Origin of the sequence: Roseivivax sediminis, from assembly GCF_900112685.1 — a bacterium.
Taxonomy (GTDB): Bacteria; Pseudomonadota; Alphaproteobacteria; order Rhodobacterales; family Rhodobacteraceae; genus Roseivivax; species Roseivivax sediminis.
Genome location: NZ_FOMS01000011.1, coordinates 16,144 through 40,838, shown reverse-complemented (window position 1 = coordinate 40,838; position 24,695 = coordinate 16,144). Strand labels below are relative to the sequence as shown.

Genomic DNA, 24,695 nt, shown 5'->3' with positions numbered 1-24,695 from the left:
CTCGTCGCGGATTTCGCAGCCGCGGCATGACCGCCGTCCACGACGCCGAGTCGCGCGCCCGGATGTGAAAAACCGCGCCCGGGTGCGGGCGCGGTTTGGAGGCAGTTCTCAACGCTGCGGGGCAGTCGCCGCGGCTACCTTAGCTGGCGCTTGCGTTGGACGCCGCGGATTTCGCGGTGGATGCGGTCTTCTTGGCCGCGGCCGTCGCATTCTTCGAAGCGGCCTCGGTCGAGGACTTGCCGGCTTCCATCAGCGCTTCGATGGTGGCCATCTGCGTCGCCTTGGCGATTTCCGCGAAGGCGGTCATGCGCTCCATGGTGGCTTCGGCCTGCTTGGCGCCGAAGTCTGCGAAGCTCTGGGCGTAATCAGCCGGATCCTGCTTGGCGCGCGTCAGGTCGGTGACCCGGGCCAGCGTGTCCTTGGTCCACTCGGAGGACAGCTCGGTGCTGCGGCCGGCGGCGTCGACTGCGATCTGCGTGAGCTTCTCGTTCAGCTCTGCGCTGCGCTTGAAGCCGGCTTCGAACGCGTCGCCCTTCACGGGAAAGGCGTCCATTGCATTGCGGAGCATGGCTTCGAAATCTTGGGTTTGCTTGGTCATGGTGGGCTCTCCTGGTCGGTCCTGAGTTCCGTTGGGAGCGTCTTTCGTGCCCCCGCGTCATGGCAAAGATATGGACCGGGTCGCGCGTCGTTTCAAGACATTTTTGCTGCGCTGCAGCATAAATTTTTTCTCAAATAAATCATGCTTTTACCCTGCACTCCCGACGCTTTTGGAGAAAAATGCTGCGGGCGCGAAGGCGCGATCAGGGGACGACCGGACACGAAAAAGGCGGGCTCCGGAGAACCCGCCAGACATGCGCACCGCGATTTGGGAGGAGAGCGGCGCGTATCCGATCGCGATTACTTCGCGGCCGCGGTGGTCGCCTTCTTGGCGTTCGCGGTCATGTCCTGAGTCGCCTTCTTCATGGCGGCGGACGCATCCTCGGACATGTCCTTGCCGGCTGCCATCATAAGCTCCACTGTGTCCATCTGGACCTTCTTGGCGACCTCGGCGAAGGCGGCCATGTGCTCTGCCGTCATCTCGGCCTGGGCCGAAGCAAACTCGGTCATCGCCTTCGCGTAGTCGGCGGGCTCCGACTTCGCCTTGGACATTTCGCTGAGCCTGGTGAGCGTGTCCTTGGTCCACTTGGACGAGATCTCGGTCGACTTTTCGGCCGCTTCGAGCGCGACGCCCGAAAGCTTCTCGTTCAGCGTGGCGGTGGTCTTGAACGCGTCTTCCATCGCGGCGGTGTCCACCGGGAACGCGCCCATCATGTCCTTCATCATGGTCGTGAAGTCCTGGGTCTTTGCAGCCATCTCAATTCCCTCTCGCTTGCATCGGACAGCGGGCCACCCCCGCCGGTCTTCCGTTGCTGCTCGAAATATGGACGCCGCACCGCAGCATTTCAAGGATTTTCGCTGCGCCGCAGCAAGAATCCACTAAGCTATTGTTCGGACTGACGCGCCTTCACTTTCACGTAGGACCCCGGTGCCGGCTCTATGGGCGGATGCCGCGAATCCCCCGGCGTGCGCGCCTCCACCCACTTGCCCGAACGCTTGGCGATCCAGCTTTCCCAGACGGGCCACCACGAGCCTTCGTGGTAGCTCGCGCCCTCGAACCACTCATCGGCGGTGCCGGTAAGGTCGTCGTTGATGTAATGGCCGTACTTCTTCTTCGACGGCGGATTGACGATGCCGGCGATGTGCCCGGATTCCGAGACGATGAAAGTGCGTTGGCGCGACCCGGTCAGCGACATGCCGCGATAACAGTCCTTCCAGGCGGCGATGTGATCGGTCTCGCAGGCGATGGCGCACAGCGGCACGTCCACGTCCTCGACGTGCACCCGCTCGCCGAGAATTTCCATACCGTCCTCGCAGAAGGCGTTCTTCTGGCATAGGTCGCGCAGGTACTGCACCACCATGCGCGCCGGCAGGTTCGCCCCGTCCCCGTTCCAGTAGAGAAGGTCGAAGGCCGGCGGCGTCTCGCCCATCATATAGGACTTGATCGCAGGGCCGTAGATCAGGTCGTTGGAGCGCAGGAAGGAAAAAGTGCGCGCCATGATGAATGACCGCAGCACGCCCTCGCGCTCTGCCTCCGCCTCGATCCCGTCGACGAAATCGTCCTGCAGGAAGGGGGTGAACTCCCCCTGGTCGGAAAAATCGGTGAGCGCGGTGAAGAAGGTCGCCGACTTGATCGACTTGTCGCCGCGCTGCTTCAGCAGCGACAGGGTCAGCGACAGCGTCGTGCCCGCGATACAGTAGCCGATGGCATTGATCCGGTCCTGCCCGGTGACCGATTTCACCGTCTCGATGGCGGTCAGGAATCCCTCTTCGACGTAATCGTCGAGCGACACGTCGCGGTAGCTTTCGTCCGGGTTCACCCAGCTGACCACGAACAGCGTGTAGCCCTGATCGACCACCCAGCGGATGAAGCTGTTCTTCTCCTTCAGGTCGAGGATGTAGAACTTGTTGATCCAGGGCGGGAAGAGGACGATAGGCGTCTCCTTCACCTTCTCGGTTGTGGGGCTGTACTGGATCACCTCCATCATGCGGTTGCGGAAGATCACCTCTCCGTCCGCCGTGGCGATGTTCCCCCCGATCTCGAACGCGCTCTCGTCAGCGAGGCGCACCACAAGCTCGCCGTCGTTCGCCTCCAGATCGGCGATCAGGTTTTCCATGCCGCGCACGAGGCTCTCGCCCTCGGTCTCCACCGCCTTTTCCAGTGCCTCGGGATTGGTGGCGAGGAAATTGGTGGGCGCCATCATGTCGACGATCTGCCGTGCGAAGTATTTCAGGCGCCGCTTCTCGGTCGGCTCCATATCCTCGATGTCGGCGACCGCCTGTTCGATTGCGCGGCTGTTGATCAGGTATTGCTGCTTTATGAAGTTGAAATAGGGATGCGTGTCCCACAGAGGATTGGAGAACCGCTTGTCGGAAGGGCCGGGATCGTCTGGCGCCCGAAGCCGGCCGGATGCCAGCGCCTGCTGGGCCTCCAGGTAATGGGTGACCGACTGGCCCCAGAATTCGATCTGATGCTCCATTACCTTTGCCGGATTGTGAAGCCATTCCTGCCAGTAGGCGGTAACCGCCTTGGCATAGAGATCCTGACTGGGGCCGGAAAGCGCGGGATTCACCGTCTTTTTCTGCGTCATGGCGTTGATGAGACGCTGCGACAGTTCCTCGACCTTAGCCAAATTCTCATTCAACCGTGCCACGTTGAGCTCCGGTACGGCATTGGTCTCAGTTGCCATTGCTGACATTCCCCCCTAGGTTCTCCGCAGTGCAGCATATGCCGCCCTGTGCACGAGGCGCGTGCGACGGCAAGTGAGCCGGTCTGTATTCCGGCAAAAGGAGACGCAGATCATGCGCTACATGGCGACCTACGACATGATGGAGACCGTGCGGAACACGAATCAGTGGCTCGGCGCGACGGCGCGTACACTTGCCTCTTATCCGCACATGGCGATGCTTCCCAACCCCATGATCCGGTGGATGGCCGCCTGGGGCGAGGTGACGGAGCGCAGCTTCGAACGTATGGTCGCCAAGCCCGACTGGGGCATCGACACGATCACCTGCGACGACGGGCGCGACCACCTCGTGAACGTGCGCACGGTTGTCGAACGCCCTTTCGGCGACCTTCTGCATTTCGAGGTCGCCGGCCGCGCGCCGCAACCACGCAAGATCCTGCTCGTGGCGCCGATGTCGGGCCATTACGCGACGCTCCTCCGCTCGACCGTCAAGTCCCTCATCACCAATTGCGAAGTCTATGTCACCGACTGGCATAATGCGAGGGACATTCCGGTCAGCGCCGGCAAGTTCGACGTGGAGGATTATACCCTCTATCTCGTGGAATTCATGCGCCATCTCGGTCCCGACACCAATGTCGTGGCGGTATGCCAACCGGCGCCGCTGACGCTCGCCGCGACCGCCTATCTCGCCGAGGAGGATCCCAGCGCGCAGCCGCGGTCGCTCACCCTGATCGGCGGGCCGATCGACCCTGACGCGACCCCCACGGACGTGACCGATTTCGGCCACCGCGTCACCATGGGCCAGCTCGAGGAAACGATGTGCCAGCGGGTCGGCTTCAAATACGCCGGGGTCGGCCGGCGGGTGTATCCGGGGCTGCTGCAGCTCAGCTCCTTCATGTCGATGAACATGGACCGGCATTCCAAGGCGTTCACCGAGCAGATCATGCGCGTCGCGCGCGGCGAGGCCGGGGATCACGACGCTCACAACAAGTTCTACGACGAATACCTCGCCGTGATGGACATGCCCGCCGAGTTCTATCTTTCGACGGTGGAGCGGATCTTCAAGGACCGCGAGATCGCCAAGAACGCGTTCACCGTCGAAGGCAAACCGGTCGATATCGGCAAGATCACCACAGTCGCAGTGAAGACGGTCGAGGGCGCGAACGACGATATCTCCGCCCCCGGACAATGCGTGGCCGCTCTGGACCTGCTCACCGGCCTGCCGCCCGAGAAAAAGGCGAGCCATCTTGAACCCGGTGCGGGACATTACGGCATCTTCGCCGGGCGGAGCTGGCGCAACAACATCCGGCCCCTCGTTCTCGATTTCATCGACCAGAACTCCGACAGCGTCGACGGACAGACCGGCCTGTCCGTCGTCAACTGAGCGCGGCGCGGCTCAGAACCGCGCCCGCGCCTTCTTGAAGGCCGCCTCGACACTGTCCCAGGCACTGTCGAGGCCCTGCCGCACGTCGCGCCACGCCTCGCCGGAATTGCGCTTGAGCTCGTCGTAGCGCTGGCGCATTTCCTGTTTCTTGATCTCGAGATCCTTCGCCTCGCGCTCGTACTCGATCTGCTTCTCGGCCGCTTCGCCGCGCGCCTTGGCGCGCAGGCGGTCGATCTCGGCCTGCCATTCGTCGAGCTTGGCCTCGACGCGGCGCTGATAGGCGCTCTTGTCTTCGGGATCATTGTGATCGGTCATGGCGTCCTCCTGCGCTTGCTGCGGCGGGTCATCCTTCGGCGGCGAGCACCATGTCGATCATGGCCTGCGTCCCGCGCGAGAACTCCAGCGGGCATGGATAGGGCGTGCCATCCAGAACGCTGGCATTGAAGGCTTCCACCTGCCGCACGTAGTGGTTGTCCGAGGGGAAACGAAGCGTGGTGACCCTCTGTTCCGCGTCCTGCAGGACGATTTGCGCCTCGCCATAGACCATCGGATTGAACGGCGCGGTCAGGCGCATGATGCCTTCCGTGCCGTGGTAGACGATCTGCTGATACGGGGCCATGCGGGTGGAAGTGTAGCCGGTGAACAGGAAGGACGGGAAACGCGCGGCGACGTGAGCGCGCGTGTCGACGCCGTTGTCGCGTGCGATATCCGTCATCACGATCTCCTGAGGCTCCTCGCCGGTGACGAAGCGGGTGGAGCCGTAGATGTAGACGCCGATATCGGGGATCGACCCGCCGCCCGTCTCTGCCTTGTTGCGGATGTTCGTGGGGTCGTCGTTGTGGAAGGCGAACATCGCATTCACCGTGACGAGGCTGCCGATCGCGCCGTCCTCGTAGAGCGCCTTCGCCTTTTGCCACTGCGGATGGTGAACGATCATGTACGCCTCGGCCGCAAGCTTGCCGGTGCGGTCACGCGCGGCGATGACGTCGTCGAAGGCGCCTTCCTGCATCGCGAGCGGCTTCTCGCATAGGACGTGCTTGCCGGCATCGAGCGCGCGCAGCGTCCAGTCGACATGCATGTGGTTCGGCAGCGGGATATAGATCGCGTCGATCTCGGGATCGTTCAGCAGCGCGTCGTAGTCTTGGTGAACGCGCAGGCCCGGGGCGAACGCCGTGAACCCGGCGGACTTCTCGGCGCTCGAAGTGGCCAGCGCCGAAAGCGTGCCCCGGCGGGCGGCGTGGATCGCCGGCCCCATCTGCGCCTTTGCGAAGTTCGCGGCACCGAGGATGCCCCAGCGAATGTGATCGGTCATGGTCTGCCCTCCGGATATGTCACGCCCAAGGTGGCGCGCATGTCCCGGAAAGCAAAGGGCGGCGGCGGAACAGGCCCGCCACCGCCCGTGTCGCATGTCGGATACTTCGGCGCCTCAGGCGCTGGTCAGCATGCCCTGTTCGCGGGCAAGCTCCGTCATCCGCTTCTGCAACTTCTCGAAGGCGCGCACCTCGATCTGGCGGATACGTTCGCGACTGACGTCATATTCGCCCGACAGGTCTTCCAGAGTCATCGGTTGGTCGGCGAGGCGGCGCTTGGTCAGGATGTCCTTTTCTCGGTCGTTGAGCACATCCATCGCCTCGGCCAGCATCGCCCGGCGCGATTCAAGCTCATCCTTGGCCTCGTAATCCTCGGCCTGGTTGGCGTCTTCGTCTTCCAGCCAGTCCTGCCATTGCATCGTCCCTTCGCCTTCCTGCCCGACCTGGGCATTGAGCGAAGCGTCCGAACCCGACAGGCGCCGGTTCATGGAGATCACCTCGTCCTCGGTCACGCCGAGATCGGTGGCGATCTTCTGCACGTGTTCGGGGCGCAGATCACCGTCTTCCAGCGCGCCGATCCGGCTCTTGGCCTTGCGCAGGTTGAAGAACAGCTTCTTCTGCGCCGACGTGGTGCCGAGCTTCACGAGGCTCCATGACCGCAGGATGTATTCCTGGATTGACGCGCGAATCCACCACATCGCGTAAGTTGCGAGGCGGAAGCCCTTCTCCGGATCGAAGCGCTTGACCGCCTGCATCAGGCCGACATTCGCCTCCGAGATAACTTCCGCCTGCGGCAGGCCGTATCCGCGATACCCCATGGCGATCTTCGCGGCGAGGCGCAGGTGCGAGGTCACGAGCCTGTGCGCGGACTCCGCGTCCTGATCCTCCACCCAGCGCTTGGCCAGCATGTATTCTTCTTCCGGCTCGAGGAGCGGGAACTTGCGGATTTCCTGGAGATAGCGGCTGAGACCCGCCTCCGGCGACGGTGCCGGCAGATTTCCGTAGTTGCTCATGACCGTCCCTCCATATGTTTAAGGGCTTAACATCCCCTTCGCTCTGAGGTGGGAAGCCGCCCGAGGGGTTTCAAGCTAGGATCGTTCGATTCCTTTAACGAAGGCATAACGCCGAACCCGTCGGAGTTGATCCCATTTCTACGTGCACTCACGCACCTGTGCTGTGTGTTTCGCGTCCATCTGTTCGCAAAATCGTGATAAGAGTGGCCATGTCGGCCGGCAGATCCGCCTCGAAGCGCAGCATTTCGCCGGTCCCCGGATGCACGAACCCAAGGCTCGCCGCGTGCAGCGCCTGCCGCGGGAACGAGGAGACCGCCTCGGCCGCCTCCGGCCGCAAGGCCCGTGCCTTCACGCGTCGTCCGCCATAGACCGCATCGCCGACCAGCCCGTGCCCGGCATGCGCCATGTGGACCCGGATCTGGTGCGTGCGCCCGGTCTCCAACCGACATTCCACCAGAGCCAATGCCGGCGGCGTCCCGAAGGTTTCAACCACCCGCGCCCGCGTCACCGCGCGCCGCCCGCTCTCGAACTGCACCGTCTGCCGCTGACGGTCGGTGCGATGCCGGCCGATCCCGGTGGCGATGCGGATCACGCCGCCGGACTCCACGTCCACGCCGCGGGTGCCGCGCAGCCGCGGATCGCCGACCTCGGGCACGCCGTGACAGAGCGCGAGGTAGCGCCGCTCCACGTCGTGCGCGGCGAACTGCTCGGCCAGGCCGTGATGCGCCCGGTCGGACTTCGCCACCACCAGAAGACCGCTCGTATCCTTGTCGATCCGGTGCACGATGCCGGGCCGCCGCTCCCCGCCGACACCCGACAGGTCGGCGCCGAAATGCGCCAGAAGCGCGTTGACCAGCGTGCCCGAGGGATTGCCCGGCGCGGGGTGCACGACCATTCCGGCGGGTTTCATCACCACGCAGAGGTCGGCATCCTCGTAACGGATGTCGAGCGGGATGGCCTCGGGCGCGATCGCCACCTCCGCCGCCTCGGGCACGCGGATCTCGAACGCGTCGCCCTCGGCCGCCGCCGCCTTGGCGTCGGTCACGGGCGCGCCACCGCGCGTTACGGCCCCCTCCGCGATCAGCCGCGCAAGGCGGGTGCGCGACAGCGCCTCCGCCTCTGGCACGTCGCGCGCCAGCGCCTTATCAAGACGCGGGGGCGGCGCCGCCCCGATCACCACGCGAAGGACGCGCTCTGCCATGGACGAGTCTCCCGATCCGGCCCCCGAATTGCGCTGGCTCAAGACCCTCGTCACGGTGCTGACGGTGGTCATGATCGGCGGGGTTCTAACGATCACGGCGCTCCTTGTCATGCGCTTGCGGACCGATCCGCCGACACTGCCGTCCGAGATCGCGCTGCCCGACGGCGCCACGGCGACGGCGTTCACCCAAGGGCCGGACTGGTACGCGATCGTGACCGACGGGGGCGAGATCCTGATCTACGACCGCCTGACCGGGGATCTGCGCCAGCGCGTCACCGTTACGCCCTGATCCCCTAGGGTGGGCAATCTGCCCACCCCTGCGGCGGCCGCCTATTCGCGCGCCCGCAGCACCTGCGCCGGCCGCGCCGCCAGCGGCCGCCACGCGAAGGCGAGCCCCGCCACCAGCGTCGCCACCACGCCGCCGATCACGATGCCCAGCGCCGAGGGCCAGATCGGCGCAAAGGTCGTCTCCATCACGAACGCGGTCACGGCCCAGCCGCCGCCGATCCCCGCGACGATCGCCACGACGCCCGCCCCCGCGCCCAGAAGCGCGGCCCGAAGCGCGAAGCTCGTCAGGATCCGAGCGCGCGAAGCGCCCAGCGTCTTCAGCACCGCCGCCTCGTAGGTGCGCGCCTGCTCGCCAGCAGCCGCCGCTCCGATCAGCACGAGAAACCCGGTCAGCAGCGTCGCCGCCGCGCCCCAGCGCACCGCCTCGGACACGCCGGCCAGAAGCTGCGATACCCGGTCGATGGCGTCCCTGACGCCGACCGCCGTGACGTTCGGCATCTCGTCCGCGACGGCGCGCAGCACGCCCGCCTCGGCCTCCGCATCGGCGTAGACGGTGGAGATGAAGGTGTGCGGCGCCCCCTCCAGCGCCGCCGGGTTCATCGACATCACGAAGCCCATCCCGGCGGTGGAGAAATCCACGACGCGGAAGCTGGTGATCTCGGCGGTGATGTCGCGGCCGAGGATGTTCATGGTGATCTCGTCGCCCAGCGACAGCCCGATTTCCGCCGCCTCGTCGGCGGCGAAGCTGACCTGCGGCGGGCCGTCGTAGTCCTCGGGCCACCATTCGCCTTCGGTGATCCGCGTCTCCTCGGAGGGTCGATCGGAATAGGTCACGCCGCGGTCGCCCTGGATCACCCAGTGATCGCCCGCGACTTCCTGAGCGGAGGTGCCGTTGATCTCGGTGATGATGCCGCGCAGCATCGGCGCGGACTCGACCTTCTCGACCGCCGCATCGCCCTCCACGATCTCGAGAAAGCGCGGCATCTGGTCCTTCTGGATATCCACGAAGAAGAACGACGGCGCGACATCGGGCAGATCGCGGCTGATCGCGGCGCGCAGGTTCCCGTCGATCTGCCCGATGGCCGACAGGACGGCGAGGCCGAGGCCCAGCGACAGCACCACCGACGCGGCCTCGTCACGCGGCCCGCCGATGGCCCCCAGCGCCCAGCGCAGCGCCGGCCGGCCGCGCGCGCCCGGCGCCGCCCGCCGCGCCAGCCAGCGCAGGGCGAAGGCGGCGGCAACGAGGATCGCGAGCGATCCGATGATGCCCCCGGCAGTCCAGAGCGTCAGCTCCACCGCGCCCGAGAACGCCATCGCGATGCCGACGAGAAGCGCGGTCAGAACCGCCGTCGCGACCACGTAGCGCGGCGCTGGCAAGGCCCTTGCCGAGGACAATGCATCGCGGAACAGGGTCGCGGCGCGGACCTCCTCCGTCCGCGCCAGCGGCCAGAGCGTGAAGAGAAGCGCGGTCAGCACGCCGTAGATCGCCGCCTCGATCAGCGGGCGGGGATGCAGCCCGAAGAGCGTCGGGACCGGCAGCGCGTCCGAGATGAGCGGCGCGAAGGCCATCGGCAGCGCCGCGCCCAGCACCAGCCCGATGGCGATGCCGAGCGCCGCGAGCGCGCCGACCTGCAGGAAATAGGTCTGGAAAATCGTCGCGCGGCTGGCGCCGAGCGTCCGGAGCGTCGCGATCACGGAGGTCTTGCGCGCGAGATACGCGCGCACGGCCGAGGACACGCCGATCCCGCCGACCGCGAGGCCCGAGAGCCCCACGAGCACCAGGAACGCGCCCAGCCGTTCGACGAACTGAGCCGTGCCCGGCGCGCCGTTCCGGGCGTCGCGCCAGCGGATGCCGCTGTCGCGGTAGCGCCGCTCGGCCTCGGCCGCGAGCGCGTCGAGGTCGGCGTCCTCGGGCAATGTCAGCCGGTATTGCGTTTCGAACAGCGTGCCGGGCGACAGAAGGCCGGTGCCCTCCAGCGCCGCGCTGCGCACGATCGTCCGGGGACCGAGAGAGAAGCCGCCGCTGGCGTCGTCCGGCTCCGTCAGAAGCCGCGCCGACAGCGTGAAGTCCTTGTCGCCGAGCCGGAACGTATCGCCCGGCTCCAGCCCCAGCCGGTCGGCGAGGATCGGCGCCATCACCGCGCCATTCCCGTCGAGCGCCTCGCCCAGCGACATCGCGGGTTCAAGCTCCACCGCGCCGAGAAGGGGATAGGCGTCGTCGACCGCCTTCACCTGTGTCAGCGCGCGGTCGCTGCCCTCCGCCCCCGGCACCACGGCCATGGAGCGGAAATCGGCGATCTCCGACACCTCGGTCGCGATCTCCTCCAGCCACGCGCGTTCGTCGTCGGTCGCGAAGCGATAGGTGAACTCCGCCTGCGCATCGCCGCCCAGTAGCACCGCGCCCTGATCCTCCAGCCCCGCCTGGATGGCCGATCGCACGGAGCCGACGCCCGCGATCGCCGCCACGCCGAGTGCGAGGCAGGCAAGGAAGATGCGAAAGCCCTTCAGGCCGCCCCGAAGCTCCCGCCGCGCAAAGGTCGCCGCCGTCCTCAGGCTCATTCCGCCGCCCGCAGGTTGCCCGTTTCGGCACGGCCGTCGCGCAGACGCAAGACGCGGTCGCAGCGCTCGGCCAGCGCGGGGGCGTGGGTAACGAGAACCAGCGTCGCCCCGTGGCGGTCGCGCAGGCCGAAGAGAAGGTCGACGATGGCCTGCCCGGTCTGCCCATCGAGGTTACCGGTCGGCTCGTCCGCCAGGAGGATCTCGGGCCGGGGCGCCGCAGCCCGAGCGAGCGCGACGCGCTGCTGTTCCCCGCCCGACATCTGCGACGGGTAATGGTCGAGCCGCTCGCCAAGGCCCATCGTCTCCAGCTCCGCCCGCGCCTTGTCGAAGGCGTCCGGGTCGCCGGCAAGCTCCAGCGGCGTCGCCACGTTCTCCAGCGCGGTCATCGTCGGGATCAGGTGGAAGCTCTGGAAGACGACGCCCATGTGATCGCGGCGGAACCGGGCAAGCCCGTCCTCGTCCATCGCCGTCAGATCCTGCCCGAGTGCATGGACCGTCCCGCCGGTGGCCCGCTCGAGCCCGCCCATGATCATCAGGAGCGACGACTTGCCCGACCCTGAAGGGCCGACGAGGCCCAGCGTCTCGCCCCGGCGCACGTCCATCGTGATCCCGTGAAGGATCTCGACCGGGCCGGCATTGCCCATCAGCCGCAGGGTCACATCTTTCAGGGCGAGAACGGAATCGGACATGACGGAGAGAACACCTCGATGGAACGCCTGACGCGATATGGGGCCTTGTTGCGGCGCAGCAAGGCGGCCCTGGTGCTGCTCGTCCTCGCGCCCGCCGCGGCGGCCGAGCCGCTGGAACTGGTCGCGATGGGCGATTCGCTCACTCAGGGCTATGGCCTACCGGAATCCGACGGCTTCGTCCCGCAGCTCGAGGCCTGGCTGACCGGGCGCGGACATGACGTGGACGTGATCAACGCGGGCGTCTCGGGCGACACCTCCGCCGGTGGCCTGTCGCGCGTCGAGTGGTCGCTGAGCGAGGACACCGACGCGATGATTGTCGCGCTCGGCGGCAACGACCTGCTGCGCGGGATCGAGCCCAGGGTCACCCGCGAGAACCTGACCGGCATCCTGGAGGCGGCGGCGGAGCGCGATCTGCCCGTGCTCCTTGCCGGGCTCACCGCGCCGGGAAATTACGGCGCCAGCTACAAGCAGGAGTTCGAAGCGATCTATCCCGATCTGGCGGAAGAGTACGACGCGCGCCTATTCGCCGATTTCCTCGGTCCGCTGCGCGACGGCGACGATCCCGCGTCGATGCAGGACTACATGCAGCAAGACGGCATCCACCCGAACGCGCGGGGCGTGGCGCGGATCGTGGAGGCCATCGGGCCCGAGGTCGAGGCGCTGCTCGGCGCGGCCGACTGACGATGCCGGGGCGGCTCTTCATCAAGGGCGCTCTCGGCGATCCACGACAGGATCGGCCCGCTGCCGGCGCCGGAGACCTTCGCGGTCTGGATTTCGGGAGAAATTAGAACAGCCAAGGCGCGCGCCGCGCCTTGGCCCGACGGTCGACTGACCGTATCGCAACTGGCGGATCGGCGGCCCGCCGCGCGCTCACATGAGCTGCAGGTCGACCGCCGATTCGCGGCCGTCACGGCCGGACTGAATCTCGAAGGACACCTTCTGGTTGTCCTGCAGGCCGGTCAGGCCCGAGCGCTCCACGGCGCTGATGTGAACGAAAACGTCCTTCGAACCGCCATCGGGGGCGATGAAGCCGTAGCCCTTGGTGGCGTTGAACCATTTGACGGTGCCGGTGGCCATCGTCGTGCTCCTCTCGGATCTTCGGCTGCCCGCGGGATTGCGGCAGGTCGGCTCAGTCATTGCTTGATCGAGGGACTGAGCCTTCGAAGAGGACAGGTCGATAGAGATAACTTTGCAGGCCGCTTTATGGGGCCGGTCACGGATTCGCACAAGTCCTGAATGCGTTCGGGCCGCCGGCCGCCCCTTGGCCCGGACGACCAAAGTTCACGTCAAAGACCAACGATCCCGGGGAGTTGACGCGCGCCTTTCCGGCAGGGCGCTGCTTCCGGACGGCCGCGCGCGTCCCGTACCTGGGCGAACCCGCGATGCGCGGCAGTCAGGCGGTCTCGGCCGACCCGGGCAGCGCGCTGATCGCAGCACGGATCATCTGCGCGACGATCACCACCAGGGATAGCGCGAGCGGAGTCGCGAGGTAGAGACCGAATGCGGCGGTCACGCTCATCCCCGTGAGCAAGACCCCGCAGAGCGCGGCGCACGCGCCCGCGATGCTGCCGACGATCAGGGATGCTGCAATCATGCCGCTCGTCCTCCTCCGGGTCCAGGCTACGGGCCATGCGTCGTTTGCGCCAAGTCCCGTAATCGTGGGGGAAGTATCGCCAGAGCAGCGTGGCGGAATTGAGGCACACCGCGGGCAAGGGCGGGACGCTGGCCACCCGCCCTGCCCGACCGGAGCCCCTGTCAGAGTACGGTGACTCGGGTCCCGATCTCGACGCGGTTGTAAAGATCGATGACGTGCTCGTTGAGCATCCGGATGCAGCCGTTCGACACCGACCGTCCGATCGATTGCGGCTGCGTCGTGCCATGGATACGGTAGAACGTGTCACGGCCGTTCTGGAAGAGATAGAGCGCACGCGCGCCTAGCGGATTGTCAGGCCCGCCCGGCTGAACGTAGTCGTTGCCCTTGAAACGCCCGTAAGTCTCCGGCTCTCTCTCGATCATCTCGTCGGTCGGGCGCCAGGTGGGCCATTCCTTCTTGACCTGAATCACCGCCTGACCCTGAAATTCCAGGCCCGCACGGCCCACGCCCACGCCGTAGCGCAGCGCCGAGCCAGGTTGGTCGACATAATACAGGAAATGCGCGCGCGGCAGAATCAGGATCTGCGGCGCCCCGAGGTCCTGCTTGATGCGCACGCGTTGCGGACGGTAAATCGGCTGAATCTGAAAGCCGCCGGACTGGGCTTCGGCGGCGGCGGGCAATGCGGTGCTTGCCGCGGCGGCGGCAATGAAATGGCGGCGGGAAATCATGGCAGCACTCTTTCGACTTGAGATGACACGCGTATAGTGCGGAAGCGGCCCCGGGAATCAAAGCAACGTCCCGTGTGGGGCTCCGCACACATGGCAGGTTTGCCACACAAACGCGAAGAGGTCGGCGCGGTTTCTCCCTGACGTCAAGTCATGCAGCCACGCATGACGATCCGCTCGTTTCAAATCGGGCGGACCCCTTTGCAATCGGCGTCAAGGATCATTACGATTCCATGCTAAGGAGCGCATACGGCGCCCGGCGGGCGACTTGGCAAGACGGAAGAGAAAGGCCAGCCTCGTCGGACCAAACCCACGCCAAGCCACGAAGTGGACAACGCATGACCGAAGTCAAAGCGGGCGATACCGTTCTCATTCATTACACCGGCACCCTCACCGACGGGTCCACCTTCGATTCCAGCGAAGGACGCGACCCGCTTGAGTTCACCGTCGGATCGGGCCAGATCATCCCCGGCCTGGACAAGGCGCTTCCCGGCATGACGGTCGGCGACAAGAAATCCGTGGAAGTGCCGGCCGACGAAGCCTACGGCGCGCGCAACCCCGAGGCCCTGCAGGCCGTGCCGCGCACCGAGATTCCGGATGACATTCCGCTCGACCTCGGCACGCAGCTGCAGGTGCAGACCCCGAATGGCGAGACCGTGCCGGTGGTCGTCTCCAACGTGACCGAGAGCGAGGTCATGCTGGACGCCAACCACCCGCTCGCCGGGCACGATCTGAACTTCAACATCGAGCTGGTTGAGATCAAGGCCGCCTGAGCGCCTGTCCCGGCAGCGGCCGAACAGCCCGGGCAGGACACTTCCTCGACGGGAAAACTATCGGGGCGTGTGCCGTGGAGAGCGGCGCGCGCCCTTTCTCTTGGCGCGGAGGGCGCCGATGCCGGCATTGCGTGCGAGTGGCTCGGGCGGCGCCTCCGGCAGGAGTATTTGCAACGAGAAGAAGGAAGGGGCGCGGCGCCCGGGGGGTGCCCTCTTTCGTCCGGGAACCGAAGGCCGCGGGCCGGGCACCCAGTAGCGCGGCGAGATCAGCGACGGCCCGAGAATCGGGCCTGCCAATCCTCGCGCTCGGCGTCCCCGATCTTGCGGAAGGTGACGTCGGGCACCGCGAAGATGTGGCCCGGCACCAGCGCCTGCAGATCAGAATCGAGGTCGGAGGGCCAGTCGGCCCCCTCGGCCTTCATCGCGCCCAGAAGCTGCGCCGACGCGTCCGGGATGAACGGCGCGGAGATTACCGCGTAGAGGCGAATGAGGTTCAGCCCGAGCCGGATCTGCATCGCCGCGGTCTCCGGATCCTCCTTGAAGGTGGACCAGGGCGCAGCCTCCTGCAGGTACTCGTTGCCCAGCACCCACGCCGCGCGCAGGGCGGCTGCGGCCTTGCGGACCTCGATCGCCTCCATCTGGGCCTCGTACTCGGCTATCTTCGCCGAAAGGTCCGCGACAAGCTGCCGTTCGCGGTCGCCGAACGTGCCGCCGGCGGGCACTTCCTCTCCGAACTTGGAGCGGCAGAACTTGGTCACGCGGGACGCGAAATTGCCGAGTACATCGGCGAGGTCCTTGTTCACCGACGTCTGGAAATTCTCCCAGGTGAACTCCGCGTCGTTCGATTCCGGCGCGTGGCTCAGCAGCCACCAGCGCCAGTAGTCCGGCGGCAGGATCTCCAGCGCCTGGTCCATGAACACCCCGCGCCCGCGCGAGGTCGAGAACTGGCCGCCCTCGTAATTGAGGTAGTTGAACGACTTGATGTAATCGACGAGCTTCCACGGCTCGCCCGAGCCGAGGATCGTCGCCGGGAAGGACAGGGTGTGGAAGGGCACGTTGTCCTTGCCCATGAACTGGGTGTAGCGCACGTCGTCAGCGCCCTTGTCGGTGCGCCACCAGCGTGCCCAATCGGTGCCCTTGCCGGCCTCTTCCCATTCCTGCGCGCAGGCGATGTATTCGATCGGCGCATCGAACCAGACGTAGAAGACCTTGCCCTCCATGCCCGGCCACGGCGCGTCGTCGCGTTGCACCGGCACGCCCCAGTCGAGATCGCGGGTGATGCCGCGGTCCTGCAGGCCGTCGCCATCGTTCAGCCATTTCTTGGCGATGGAGGTGGTCAGGACCGGCCAGTCAGTCTTGGTGTCGATCCAGGCCTCGAGATCGTCCTTCATCGCCGACTGGCGCAGGAACAGGTGCTTGGTCTCGCGCATCTCGAGGTTCGTGGCACCCGAGATGGTCGAGCGCGGCTCGATCAGGTCCACCGGGTCGAGCTGCTTGGTGCAATTGTCGCACTGATCGCCGCGCGCAGACTCGAAGCCGCAATTGGGACACGTCCCCTCGATGTAGCGGTCGGGCAGGAATCGGCCGTCCTGCGGCGAATACATCTGCGTCTCGCTCACCTCCCGGATCAGCCCGGCCTCGTCGAGGCTCTTGGCGAAAGCCTGCGTCAGACGGTGGTTCTGCGGCGAGGACGAGCGGCCGAAATGATCGAAGGACAGGCGGAAGCCCTCGGCCAGCTTTGCCTGCACCGCGTGCATCTCGGCGCAGTACTCGGCCACCGGCTGGCCGGCCTTCGCGGCGGCAAGCTCCGCCGGGGTGCCGTGCTCGTCCGTGGCGCAGAGGAACAGCACCTCATGCCCGCGCGCCCGGCAGTAACGGGCGTAGAGATCCGCGGGCAGCTGAGAGCCCACGAGGTTGCCCAGGTGCTTGATCCCGTTGATGTACGGGATGGCCGAGGTGATGAGATGCCGTGCCATGTCGCTCCGCCGCAATCGTTCCGCCCCCGTCCTTAGCGGATCGCCAGCTGCGGGGCCAGTGGCCGCCCGGCCCGCCCGCGCCGATCTTCGCTGCACGCGCGCATCGGGGCCGCGACGCATTCGGTGCAGTCACGCGCCCACCTTCAGTGGCCCGTCCGCCCGAACAGGCCACGGTTTCATCTGCCCGGAAATATCCCGGGGGTGCGGGGGCTGGCCCCCGCTCCCTCCGGCCTTCATCTACTCCGCCGCTTCGGCATAGTCCTCCATCGGCGGGCAGGTGCAGATCAGGTTCCGGTCGCCGTAGACGTTGTCCACGCGGTTCACCGGCGGCCAGTACTTGTCGACCCGGAACGCGCCCGGCGGGAAGCAGCCCTCTTCGCGCGAATAGCCGCGATCCCAGTCGCCGACGAGATCCTCGACCGTGTGCGGCGCACGCTTGAGAGGGTTGTCCTCGCGGTCCATCCGCCCCTCCTCGATGGCGCGGATCTCCTCGCGGATGCCCAGCATCGCGTCGCAGAAGCGGTCGAGCTCGGCCTTGGTCTCGCTTTCCGTGGGCTCCACCATCAGCGTGCCCGCCACCGGCCAGGACATGGTGGGCGCATGGAAGCCGCAATCGACCAGCCGCTTGGCGATGTCGTCGACCGTCACCCCGGCGCTCTTCTCGAAGGGCCGCGTGTCGAGGATGCATTCATGGGCCACCCGGCCCTTCGGCCCGCGGTAGAGCACGTGGTACGCCCCTTCCAGCCGCTTGGCGATGTAGTTGGCGTTGAGGATGGCGATACGCGTGGCCTGCGTCAGCCCCTCGCCGCCCATCATCTGCACGTAGGCCCAGGAGATCGGCAGAAGCGAGGGCGACCCGAAGGGCGCCGCCGCCACCGGCCCCGGCCCCTCGCCGGCCAGCGGATGCGACGGCAGATGCGCGGTCAGGTGATCCTTCACCCCGATCGGCCCCATGCCGGGGCCGCCGCCGCCATGCGGGATGCAGAAGGTCTTGTGCAGGTTGAGGTGGCTCACGTCGCCGCCAAGATCGCCGGGCCGCGAGATCCCGACCATGGCGTTGAGGTTCGCGCCGTCGATATAGACCTGCCCGCCATGATCGTGGACGGTCTTGCAGACCTCCTTCACCGTCTCCTCGAACACGCCGTGGGTCGAGGGATAGGTGATCATCATGCCGGCGAGGTCGGCGGAGTGCTTCTCGACCTTGGCATGAAAATCGTCGAGGTCGATGGAGCCCATGTCGTCGCATTTCACCGACACGACCTTCCAGCCGACCATCTGCGCGGAGGCCGGGTTGGTGCCGTGCGCGTTGACCGGGATAAGGCAGACGTTCCGGTGCCCCTCCCCGTTCGCGCGGTGGTAGGCGGCGATGGTCAGAAGACCGGCATACTCGCCCTGCGCGCCCGAATTGGGCTGCATGGAGATCGCGTCGTAGCCGGTGATCTCGCACAATTTGGCGTTCAGCCCCTCGATCAACTCGTGATAGCCCGCCGCCTGATCGGCCGGGCAATAGGGGTGCAGGTTGGCGAACTCGTGCCAGCTCAGCGGCATCATCTCTGCCGCGGAATTGAGCTTCATGGTGCAGGACCCCAGCGGAATCATCGCCCGGTCGAGCGCGAGGTCCCGGTCGGCGAGCCGGCGCATGTAGCGCACCATCTCGGTCTCCGCCCGGTTCATGTGGAAGACCTCGTGCGTGAGGTAGGGCGAGGTGCGGACCAGCGGCTCCGGCAGTCGGTACTCCCGGCTTGCCGGCTCGTCCTTGCGGGTGACGCCGAAGGCGCGCCAGACCGCCTCGATCTTCGCGGGACGGGTGGTTTCGTCGATCGAGATGCCGATCTTCGTGGTCCCGACCTTGCGCATGTTCACGCCCTCGCGGACGCCGGCATCGAGCACCGTCTGCTGGAAGAGGCCCACCTCCACCGTGATCGTGTCGAAGAAGCTCTCGGGCTCCACGTCGAAGCCGGCCTCCTGCAGCCCGCGCGCCAGCCGCACGGTCTTGCGGTGGATCCGCTCCGCGATCGCGCGTAGCCCGTCGGGCCCGTGAAAGACGGCGTAGAAGCCGGCCATGACCGCCAGAAGCGCCTGCGCGGTGCAGACGTTCGACGTCGCCTTCTCGCGCCGGATGTGCTGCTCGCGGGTCTGGAGGGCGAGGCGGTAGGCGCGGTTGCCGCGCGCATCCACCGACACGCCCACGATGCGGCCGGGAAGCGACCGCTTGTAGGCGTCGCGGCAGGCGATGTAGGCGGCGTGCGGGCCGCCATAGCCCATCGGAACGCCGAAACGCTGGGTCGTGCCGACGGCGATGTCGGCGCCCATCTCGCCGGGCGATTTCAGGAGGCACAGGGCCATCGGGTCGGCCGAGACGATGCCGACCGCGTTCTCGCCGTGCAGCCGCGCCATGTGATCGGTCAGGTCGCGCACGTGCCCGTGCGTGCCGGGATACTGGAACAGCGCCCCGAACACGGCGGAGGCATCCATTTCGTCGGGGTCGCCGACGATGATCTCGATGTTCAGGGGTTCGGCCCGGGTCTTGACCACGGCGATGTTCTGCGGGTGGCAGTTCTCGTCGACGAAGAACGCCTTCTTCTTCGATTTCGCGACGCGGCCGGCCATGGTCATCGCTTCGGCGCAGGCGGTCGCCTCGTCGAGAAGCGAGGCGTTGGCGATCTCCAGCCCGGTGAGGTCGGAGACCATCGTCTGGTAGTTCAGCAGCGCCTCGAGCCGGCCCTGGCTGATCTCGGGCTGGTAGGGCGTGTAGGCGGTGTACCAGGCGGGGTTCTCGAGGATGTTGCGCTGGATCGCCGGCGGGCAGATCGTGCCGTGATAGCCCTGCCCAATCAGCGAGGTCAGGACCGTGTTCTTCTTGGCGATCTGGCGCATCCACCACAGAAGCTGACGCTCCGACATCGGCTTGCCGGTCTGCAGCGGCTGCGACTGAAGGATGGATTGCGGCACCGTCTCCGAGATGAGACCGTCGACATCGGCGACGCCCAGCTCGGTGAACATCGCGTCCATCTCGGCCGGGGACGGCCCGATATGGCGCCGGTTGGCGAAGTCGTAAGGTTGGTAGTCGGTCGGCTCGAAACCCATCGCGTCCTCTCCCTGCCGGACCGGCGCGGGGCCAGGCCAGGCATGTTGCTTCGGATCCTTGCCCCGCCGCGCGCTCGCGCCGCGGCAGGGTGTGTTCAGGTCGGCGCCGGTGGCGCCGCTCTGGCGGTCGTGGGCAGATTTTCCACCCTGCAGGTGCCGGGCACCGTCACGGCAGGCCCGCGCTGCGCCGGTCGAGTCCTGCGCCCCATCTCCGCCGCATCTTGCAGGGAGGGCGCTTCACCCACCGCGACCCGGCGGAGCACGTCGGCCTAGCCGATGAATTCCTTGTAGGCCGCCTCGTCCATGTAATCGTCGAGCGCAGAGAGATCCTCGATCTGCACCTTGAAGAACCACGCGTCGCCCTCGGGGTCGTCGTTCACCTTCGACGGGTCCTCGACGATCGCGTCGTTGACCTCGACGATCTCGCCGTCGACCGGCGCGAGGATGTCGGAGGCGGCCTTGACGCTTTCGATCACCACCACCTCGTCATCCTTCGACACCGTGGTGCCGACGTCGGGCAGTTCGATGAACACCACGTCCCCCAGCTGCTCGGCCGCGTGGGCGGTGATGCCCACCGTGACAATGTTGTCGTCCTCGGGCTTCAGCCATTCGTGTTCTTCGGTAAACTTCATGTCCTGTCGTCTCCTGCTGGACCTGTGTTCGGGGGTTTCAGCGTTTGAACCCGGGTGCGACAAAGGGCAGTCGCGCGACCTCCACCGGCCGTCGCTTGCCTCGCAATTCGCCGTAAAGGACGGTGCCCGGCGCCGCCATCGCGGCCGGGACGTACCCCATCGCGACAGGGCCACCAACGCTCGGGCCGAACCCGCCCGAGGTGACCCGGCCGACCGGGCTCTCGCCATCCTCGGCGGCGTACAATTCCACGCCCTCGCGCATCGGCGCCCGCTCCTGCGGCTTCAAACCGACACGCATACGCGGCCCGGCTTCGGCGAGTTCCCTCAGGATCCGCCCGGCGCCGGGAAATCCGCCCGCGCGCGCGCCGCTCGACCGGCGCGCCTTGCCGATCGACCAGGAAAGCGCCGCCTCCACCGGCGAGGTGTCTTCGCCGATGTCGTGACCGTAAAGGCAGAGCCCCGCCTCGAGCCGCAGCGAGTCCCGCGCGCCGAGACCGATGGGCGCGACGTCCTCGTAGCTCAGGAACTTGCGCGCCAGCCCCTCGGCCGCCGCCGCGGGGACCGAGATCTCGAACCCGTCCTCGCCGGTATAGCCCGAGCGCGAGATCCAGGCCTCCGCCCCCTCTAATTCCACGGTCGCCACGTCCATGAAGCGCATCTCTGCGATTTCGGGCGCGAGCGCCGCGAGCACACCTTCCGCCGCCGGCCCCTGCAGCGCAAGAAGCGCGCGGTTCTCCAGCACCTTCACGGTCACGTCGGGCTCCAGCCCCGCGCGCAGAAGGGCGATGTCGGCCTCTTTCCGGGCGGCGTTGACCACGAGGAAAAGGTGATCGCCGCGATTGGCGACCATTAGGTCGTCCTCGATCCCGCCCTCGTCGTTGGTCAGGACGGCGTAGCGCTGGCGCCCCTCCGTCAGCCCCACGATATCCGCCGGAACGAGTGCCTCGAGCCTTGCGGCGACATCGACCGCGCGGGCGCGCAGGATCACCTGGCCCATGTGGCTGACATCGAACAGCCCGGCCCGCGCGCGGGTGTGCAGGTGCTCGTCCTTCACGCCCATCGGATACTGCACCGGCATCTCGTAGCCGGCGAATTCCACCATCTTCGCGCCCAGTTCCTCGTGCAGCGCATGGAGGGGCGTGCGCTTCAGCCCGCCCTCCTCCTCCTCCGCCGCGGCCTGCTGCTGTTGCGGAGGGTGGTGGTGATGCTCTCCGGGCCCGTGCGGGACACCGCAGCCGCAGATGTCGCGCGTTTCCAGATGTGCATATCGGTCGTCGCCGGTCTCGGCCATATCCCCGGTCCTCTCGCGCCTGGCCCGCGCACGGCCCGGCAGGCCGCCGCAGGGCGTTCCCGGACGGCCCGCGCGCCATGCGCCCGCCGTCCCAACGCCCCCTCTGTCCTTCCGCCTGAGATCGTTATCCCTTCGGCGGGTGCGGGGCCATGCCCGCACCTCTCTCCAGAGTCGTGCAGCCGCGACGGTCCGTCTGGCCTGAGAGTTTCCGGGGCGGTTGCTCCTTCGGCACCGGCAAGGGCGCCGGTTCTCCCATCGCGGTCGAGCCGGACGTTAGAGCAGCGCTCAGCCGGTGGCAACCTGCCGGCCGCCCTTATCGCCCCGATTGCGGAGTGAGGGCGTGGCGCCGCCGGTCTCGGTTGCCGCGAAGAGCGTGCGCAGACCGTGGTTGCCATGGATCAGCGCGTCGAGCGTGACCGAGTCGAGCACCTGGTAGAAAGCCTGCCCGGCAAGGGCCAGCGCCGGGCGCAGACGGCAGGCATCCACGAGCGGGCATGTGTTGGTCTCGATCGCGAAGCACTCGGCGATCGGCACCCCGGATTCGAATTCCCGGAAGACAGCGCCAAGCTGTATCTGGTCGGCCGGCCGGCCAAGCGCGATGCCCCCGTAGCGGCGCCGCCATGTCTTCAGATATCCCATCTGCGCCAGTTGATTGACGATCTGGCCCAGATGATGCTCAGATGCATTGCATGCCTCGGCAATCGACGTCTTGGTGATCCGAAGATCGGGATGGGACGCGCAATACATCAGCACTCGCATCGCGATGTTCGCGCGTTTCGTTATTCTCATTCCGATGACCTCACAACTCGCCCCACGGCCCCCTCACCGTGATGAACCCGAATGGGTATAGCACATAAAGGTAACCTGTCACCATTGTCCGGATACGCTTATTTTTTCGGCTATGGCAGTCTCGTCGATTGCCGGACACATTCCAATCATCCGATATACCCCGCGAAATTATCGGGCTGGCGAAGAGCCTGGCGGGCATTGCCGGGCCGCGATCTGGCCTTTCTGACCGCAATTCCAGATCCCGAAGGGGTCATCGACGGGCTGATCGCCGCGGTTGCGCCGGAGGAGTGGGATACGCTCAACACGCGCGAGGCGTTCTATGATCGGCACGATGTGTCGCAGGCAACCCGGGCTTCGCGCGACTCTGCGCCCGGGCCGGGAGCGGTTGCGCTCTATGCCGTGCCCGAATCGCGCTCGATGGCGCCGCATGACGCCGCGCCGGTGCTGCTGAGCTATCTCGACGTGGTCGCGCAGGGCTATCTCGACGTCTTCGGGGAAAGCGGGCTCGACCGTTTTCTCGAGACGACGGACGGCTGGGAGGTGCCTTTTCTCGACGACCGGGCGGAGCCGCTCTATCCTAGGGCGCAGCCTCTGGCGCCGGACACGCGCGACAGGGTCGACGCCGCGCTCGCCGCACGCGGCAGGGTTCCGCGCCGCCCATGAGACGGTTCGTGCGCGAGACTGGCAGGCGCTGCATCCGCCCCGCGACATGACCTAGCCCCGGGCGAGATCCCGCGCCGGAATTCGCTGCATCAGCGGCATCACGTCGGCCATCTCCGGCCCCCGGTCCTGCCCCGTGACCGCGCGGCGCAGCGGCATGAACAGCCCCTTGCCCTTGCGCCCGGTCTTGTCCTTTACCGCCGCGGTCCATTCGCCCCAGGTGTCGCGCGTCCACGGCGCCTCGGGCAGAAGCGCCATCGCCTCGGTCACGAACTCCCGGTCCTCGTCGGCGATCTTCGGCTCCGCCCCTTCGCTGAACATCCGCCACCAGGCGGCCAGGTCGTGCCGCGTGGTGATGTTCTCGCGCGTGACGCTCCAGAACAGCTCCGCCCGGTCGTCCGGCACGCCCAGCGCGCGGATGTCCTCGGCCACCGCCGCGTAGGGCAGCGCGTGCAGCTTGCGCGCGGTCAACGGATAGAGGTCGTTCACGTCGAACTTCGTCGGCGCCGAGCCGAACTGCGACGGATCGAACCCCTCGGCGATCTCGTCGAGGGAGGCGCGCAGCTCCACCGGCTGGCTCGACCCGAGCCGCGCCATCAGCGACAGGAGCGCCTCCGGCTCCACCCCGTCCGCGCGCAGATCCTTGAGAGCGAGCGACCCCAGGCGCTTCGACAGCCCCTCGCCCTGCGGCCCGGTCAGCAGCGAATGGTGCGCGAAAATCGGATGATCGTGGCCCAGCGCCGCCATGATCTGGATCTGCGTCGCGGTGTTGGTGACGTGATCCGAGCCGCGCACCACGTGCGTCACCCCCATCTCGGTGTCGTCAACCACCGAGGCGAGCGTATAGAGCACCTGCCCGTCGCCGCGGATCAGCACCGGGTCCGACACGCTGGCCGCGTCGATGGAGATCTCGCCGAGGATGCCGTCCTGCCAGACGATGCGTTCGTGATCGAGCTTGAAGCGCCAGTGCCCGTCGCCGCGTTCGGCCCGCAGCGCCGCCTTGTCACCCTCGGACAGCGCCAGCGCCGCGCGGTCGTAGACCGGCGGGCGTCCCATGTTGAGCTGCTTCTTGCGCTTGAGGTCGAGTTCCGTCGGCGACTCGAACGCCTCGTAGAACCGGCCCTTGTCGCGCAGCGCGTCGGCGGCGGCGGCGTAACGGTCGAGCCGGAGCGACTGCCGCTCCAGCCGGTCCCAATGCAGGCCCAGCCATTCGAGGTCGCGCTTGATGCCGTCGACGTATTCTTCCTTCGACCGCTCGGGGTCGGTGTCGTCGATGCGCAGGATGAACTCCCCGCCAGCCTTCTTCGCGATCAGGAAGTTGAAGAGCGCGGTGCGCAGGTTGCCCACGTGGATATGGCCGGTGGGCGACGGCGCGAAGCGGGTGGTGGTCATCTCACAGGGCTCCTCGGCTGCGCTGCGGGTCCAAGCACAGTGCGCCCG

23 protein-coding genes and 1 riboswitch are annotated in these 24,695 nt (G+C 66.9%); of the genes, 5 read left to right on the top strand and 18 right to left on the bottom strand.

The window, feature by feature from the left end; genetic code table 11:
* Nucleotides 1–139: 139 nt before the first annotated feature.
* The 3 genes from F3H57_RS16625 to F3H57_RS16615 form a co-directional block, all read right to left on the bottom strand.
* A complete protein-coding gene (locus tag F3H57_RS16625; protein ID WP_149757095.1) occupies nt 140–598 on the bottom strand; it encodes a phasin, PhaP in 459 nt (152 codons plus the stop codon).
* Nucleotides 599–897: 299 nt separating this feature from the next.
* Nucleotides 898–1,353 carry a phasin family protein gene (locus F3H57_RS16620; protein WP_149757093.1) on the bottom strand — a complete coding sequence of 152 codons (456 nt, stop codon included), beginning with the start codon at nt 1,351–1,353 and terminating at the stop codon, nt 898–900.
* A 128-nt stretch (nt 1,354–1,481) separates the two neighbouring features.
* Nucleotides 1,482–3,287, bottom strand: a complete 1,806-nt coding sequence (locus F3H57_RS16615) for a PHA/PHB synthase family protein (RefSeq protein WP_149757091.1) — start codon at nt 3,285–3,287, stop codon at nt 1,482–1,484.
* Nucleotides 3,288–3,399: 112 nt separating this feature from the next.
* Here F3H57_RS16615 and phaZ point away from each other — a divergent pair, with 112 nt between their 5' ends.
* Entirely contained in the window at nt 3,400–4,668 is a 1,269-nt protein-coding gene (phaZ, locus tag F3H57_RS16610; RefSeq protein WP_149757089.1) for a polyhydroxyalkanoate depolymerase, read from the top strand.
* 12 nt (nt 4,669–4,680) lie between these two features.
* Here the strand turns inward: phaZ and F3H57_RS16605 are convergent, their stop codons facing one another.
* From F3H57_RS16605 to F3H57_RS16590, 4 genes are all read right to left on the bottom strand, one after another.
* Nucleotides 4,681–4,983 carry a sll1863 family stress response protein gene (locus F3H57_RS16605; RefSeq protein ID WP_149757087.1) on the bottom strand — a complete coding sequence of 101 codons (303 nt, stop codon included), beginning with the start codon at nt 4,981–4,983 and terminating at the stop codon, nt 4,681–4,683.
* A 28-nt stretch (nt 4,984–5,011) separates the two neighbouring features.
* Complete coding sequence (locus F3H57_RS16600) at nt 5,012–5,980, bottom strand: Gfo/Idh/MocA family protein (protein ID WP_149757085.1); 969 nt, start codon at nt 5,978–5,980, stop codon at nt 5,012–5,014.
* A gap of 114 nt (nt 5,981–6,094) precedes the next feature.
* Complete coding sequence (gene rpoH, locus F3H57_RS16595; protein ID WP_149757083.1) at nt 6,095–6,991, bottom strand: RNA polymerase sigma factor RpoH; 897 nt, start codon at nt 6,989–6,991, stop codon at nt 6,095–6,097.
* A 148-nt stretch (nt 6,992–7,139) separates the two neighbouring features.
* A complete protein-coding gene (locus tag F3H57_RS16590; RefSeq protein WP_149757081.1) occupies nt 7,140–8,192 on the bottom strand; it encodes an RluA family pseudouridine synthase in 1,053 nt (350 codons plus the stop codon).
* Here F3H57_RS16590 and F3H57_RS16585 point away from each other — a divergent pair.
* Nucleotides 8,191–8,481, top strand: a complete 291-nt coding sequence (locus tag F3H57_RS16585; RefSeq protein ID WP_149757079.1) for a DUF6476 family protein — start codon at nt 8,191–8,193, stop codon at nt 8,479–8,481. The two genes, F3H57_RS16590 and F3H57_RS16585, sit on opposite strands and share 2 nt — an antisense overlap.
* Before the next feature lie 41 nt (nt 8,482–8,522).
* Here F3H57_RS16585 and F3H57_RS16580 read toward each other — a convergent pair whose 3' ends face one another.
* Nucleotides 8,523–11,039 carry an ABC transporter permease gene (locus F3H57_RS16580; RefSeq protein ID WP_149757077.1) on the bottom strand — a complete coding sequence of 839 codons (2,517 nt, stop codon included), beginning with the start codon at nt 11,037–11,039 and terminating at the stop codon, nt 8,523–8,525.
* Entirely contained in the window at nt 11,036–11,728 is a 693-nt protein-coding gene (locus tag F3H57_RS16575) for an ABC transporter ATP-binding protein (RefSeq protein ID WP_149757075.1), read from the bottom strand. Before F3H57_RS16575 ends, F3H57_RS16580 begins: the two co-directional genes overlap by 4 nt.
* Before the next feature lie 18 nt (nt 11,729–11,746).
* On the opposite strand from F3H57_RS16575, the gene F3H57_RS16570 reads away from it, so the two are divergent.
* Entirely contained in the window at nt 11,747–12,409 is a 663-nt protein-coding gene (locus F3H57_RS16570; protein WP_188129722.1) for an arylesterase, read from the top strand.
* A 189-nt stretch (nt 12,410–12,598) separates the two neighbouring features.
* Here F3H57_RS16570 and F3H57_RS16565 read toward each other — a convergent pair whose 3' ends face one another.
* From F3H57_RS16565 to F3H57_RS16555, 3 genes are all read right to left on the bottom strand, one after another.
* On the bottom strand, nt 12,599–12,805 hold the full coding sequence (locus F3H57_RS16565) for a cold-shock protein (RefSeq protein WP_085792329.1): 207 nt from the start codon (nt 12,803–12,805) through the stop codon (nt 12,599–12,601).
* Between the two features lie 316 nt (nt 12,806–13,121).
* The gene (locus F3H57_RS16560) at nt 13,122–13,322 is read right to left on the bottom strand and encodes a hypothetical protein (protein WP_149757073.1); all 201 of its coding nucleotides are present in this window, start codon (nt 13,320–13,322) and stop codon (nt 13,122–13,124) included.
* Between the two features lie 161 nt (nt 13,323–13,483).
* Nucleotides 13,484–14,050, bottom strand: coding sequence for a L,D-transpeptidase (locus F3H57_RS16555; protein WP_149757071.1), 567 nt, complete (start codon nt 14,048–14,050; stop codon nt 13,484–13,486).
* A gap of 335 nt (nt 14,051–14,385) precedes the next feature.
* Between F3H57_RS16555 and F3H57_RS16550 the strand changes: the two genes are divergently transcribed.
* Nucleotides 14,386–14,820, top strand: a complete 435-nt coding sequence (locus tag F3H57_RS16550) for an FKBP-type peptidyl-prolyl cis-trans isomerase (protein ID WP_149757069.1) — start codon at nt 14,386–14,388, stop codon at nt 14,818–14,820.
* A gap of 266 nt (nt 14,821–15,086) precedes the next feature.
* Here F3H57_RS16550 and metG read toward each other — a convergent pair whose 3' ends face one another.
* The 5 genes from metG to F3H57_RS16525 all read right to left on the bottom strand — a co-directional run bounded on the left by metG (nt 15,087) and on the right by F3H57_RS16525 (nt 22,595).
* On the bottom strand, nt 15,087–16,796 hold the full coding sequence (gene metG, locus F3H57_RS16545; RefSeq protein WP_149757067.1) for a methionine--tRNA ligase: 1,710 nt from the start codon (nt 16,794–16,796) through the stop codon (nt 15,087–15,089).
* A gap of 237 nt (nt 16,797–17,033) precedes the next feature.
* Entirely contained in the window at nt 17,034–19,883 is a 2,850-nt protein-coding gene (gene gcvP, locus F3H57_RS16540) for an aminomethyl-transferring glycine dehydrogenase (RefSeq protein ID WP_149757065.1), read from the bottom strand.
* Nucleotides 19,884–20,152: 269 nt separating this feature from the next.
* The gene (gene gcvH / locus F3H57_RS16535) at nt 20,153–20,515 is read right to left on the bottom strand and encodes a glycine cleavage system protein GcvH (protein WP_149757063.1); all 363 of its coding nucleotides are present in this window, start codon (nt 20,513–20,515) and stop codon (nt 20,153–20,155) included.
* Between the two features lie 37 nt (nt 20,516–20,552).
* Nucleotides 20,553–21,806: a glycine cleavage system aminomethyltransferase GcvT gene (gcvT, locus tag F3H57_RS16530; protein ID WP_149757062.1), complete on the bottom strand. Its 1,254-nt coding sequence runs from the start codon at nt 21,804–21,806 to the stop codon at nt 20,553–20,555.
* A 175-nt stretch (nt 21,807–21,981) separates the two neighbouring features.
* Nucleotides 21,982–22,071, bottom strand: a riboswitch (glycine riboswitch).
* Nucleotides 22,072–22,091: 20 nt separating this feature from the next.
* Nucleotides 22,092–22,595 carry an RrF2 family transcriptional regulator gene (locus F3H57_RS16525; RefSeq protein ID WP_149757060.1) on the bottom strand — a complete coding sequence of 168 codons (504 nt, stop codon included), beginning with the start codon at nt 22,593–22,595 and terminating at the stop codon, nt 22,092–22,094.
* A gap of 198 nt (nt 22,596–22,793) precedes the next feature.
* Between F3H57_RS16525 and F3H57_RS16520 the strand changes: the two genes are divergently transcribed.
* A complete protein-coding gene (locus F3H57_RS16520) occupies nt 22,794–23,258 on the top strand; it encodes a gamma-glutamylcyclotransferase (RefSeq protein ID WP_223163111.1) in 465 nt (154 codons plus the stop codon).
* 51 nt (nt 23,259–23,309) lie between these two features.
* Here the strand turns inward: F3H57_RS16520 and gltX are convergent, their stop codons facing one another.
* Complete coding sequence (gene gltX, locus F3H57_RS16515) at nt 23,310–24,647, bottom strand: glutamate--tRNA ligase (RefSeq protein ID WP_149757056.1); 1,338 nt, start codon at nt 24,645–24,647, stop codon at nt 23,310–23,312.
* Nucleotides 24,648–24,695 lie beyond the last annotated feature (48 nt).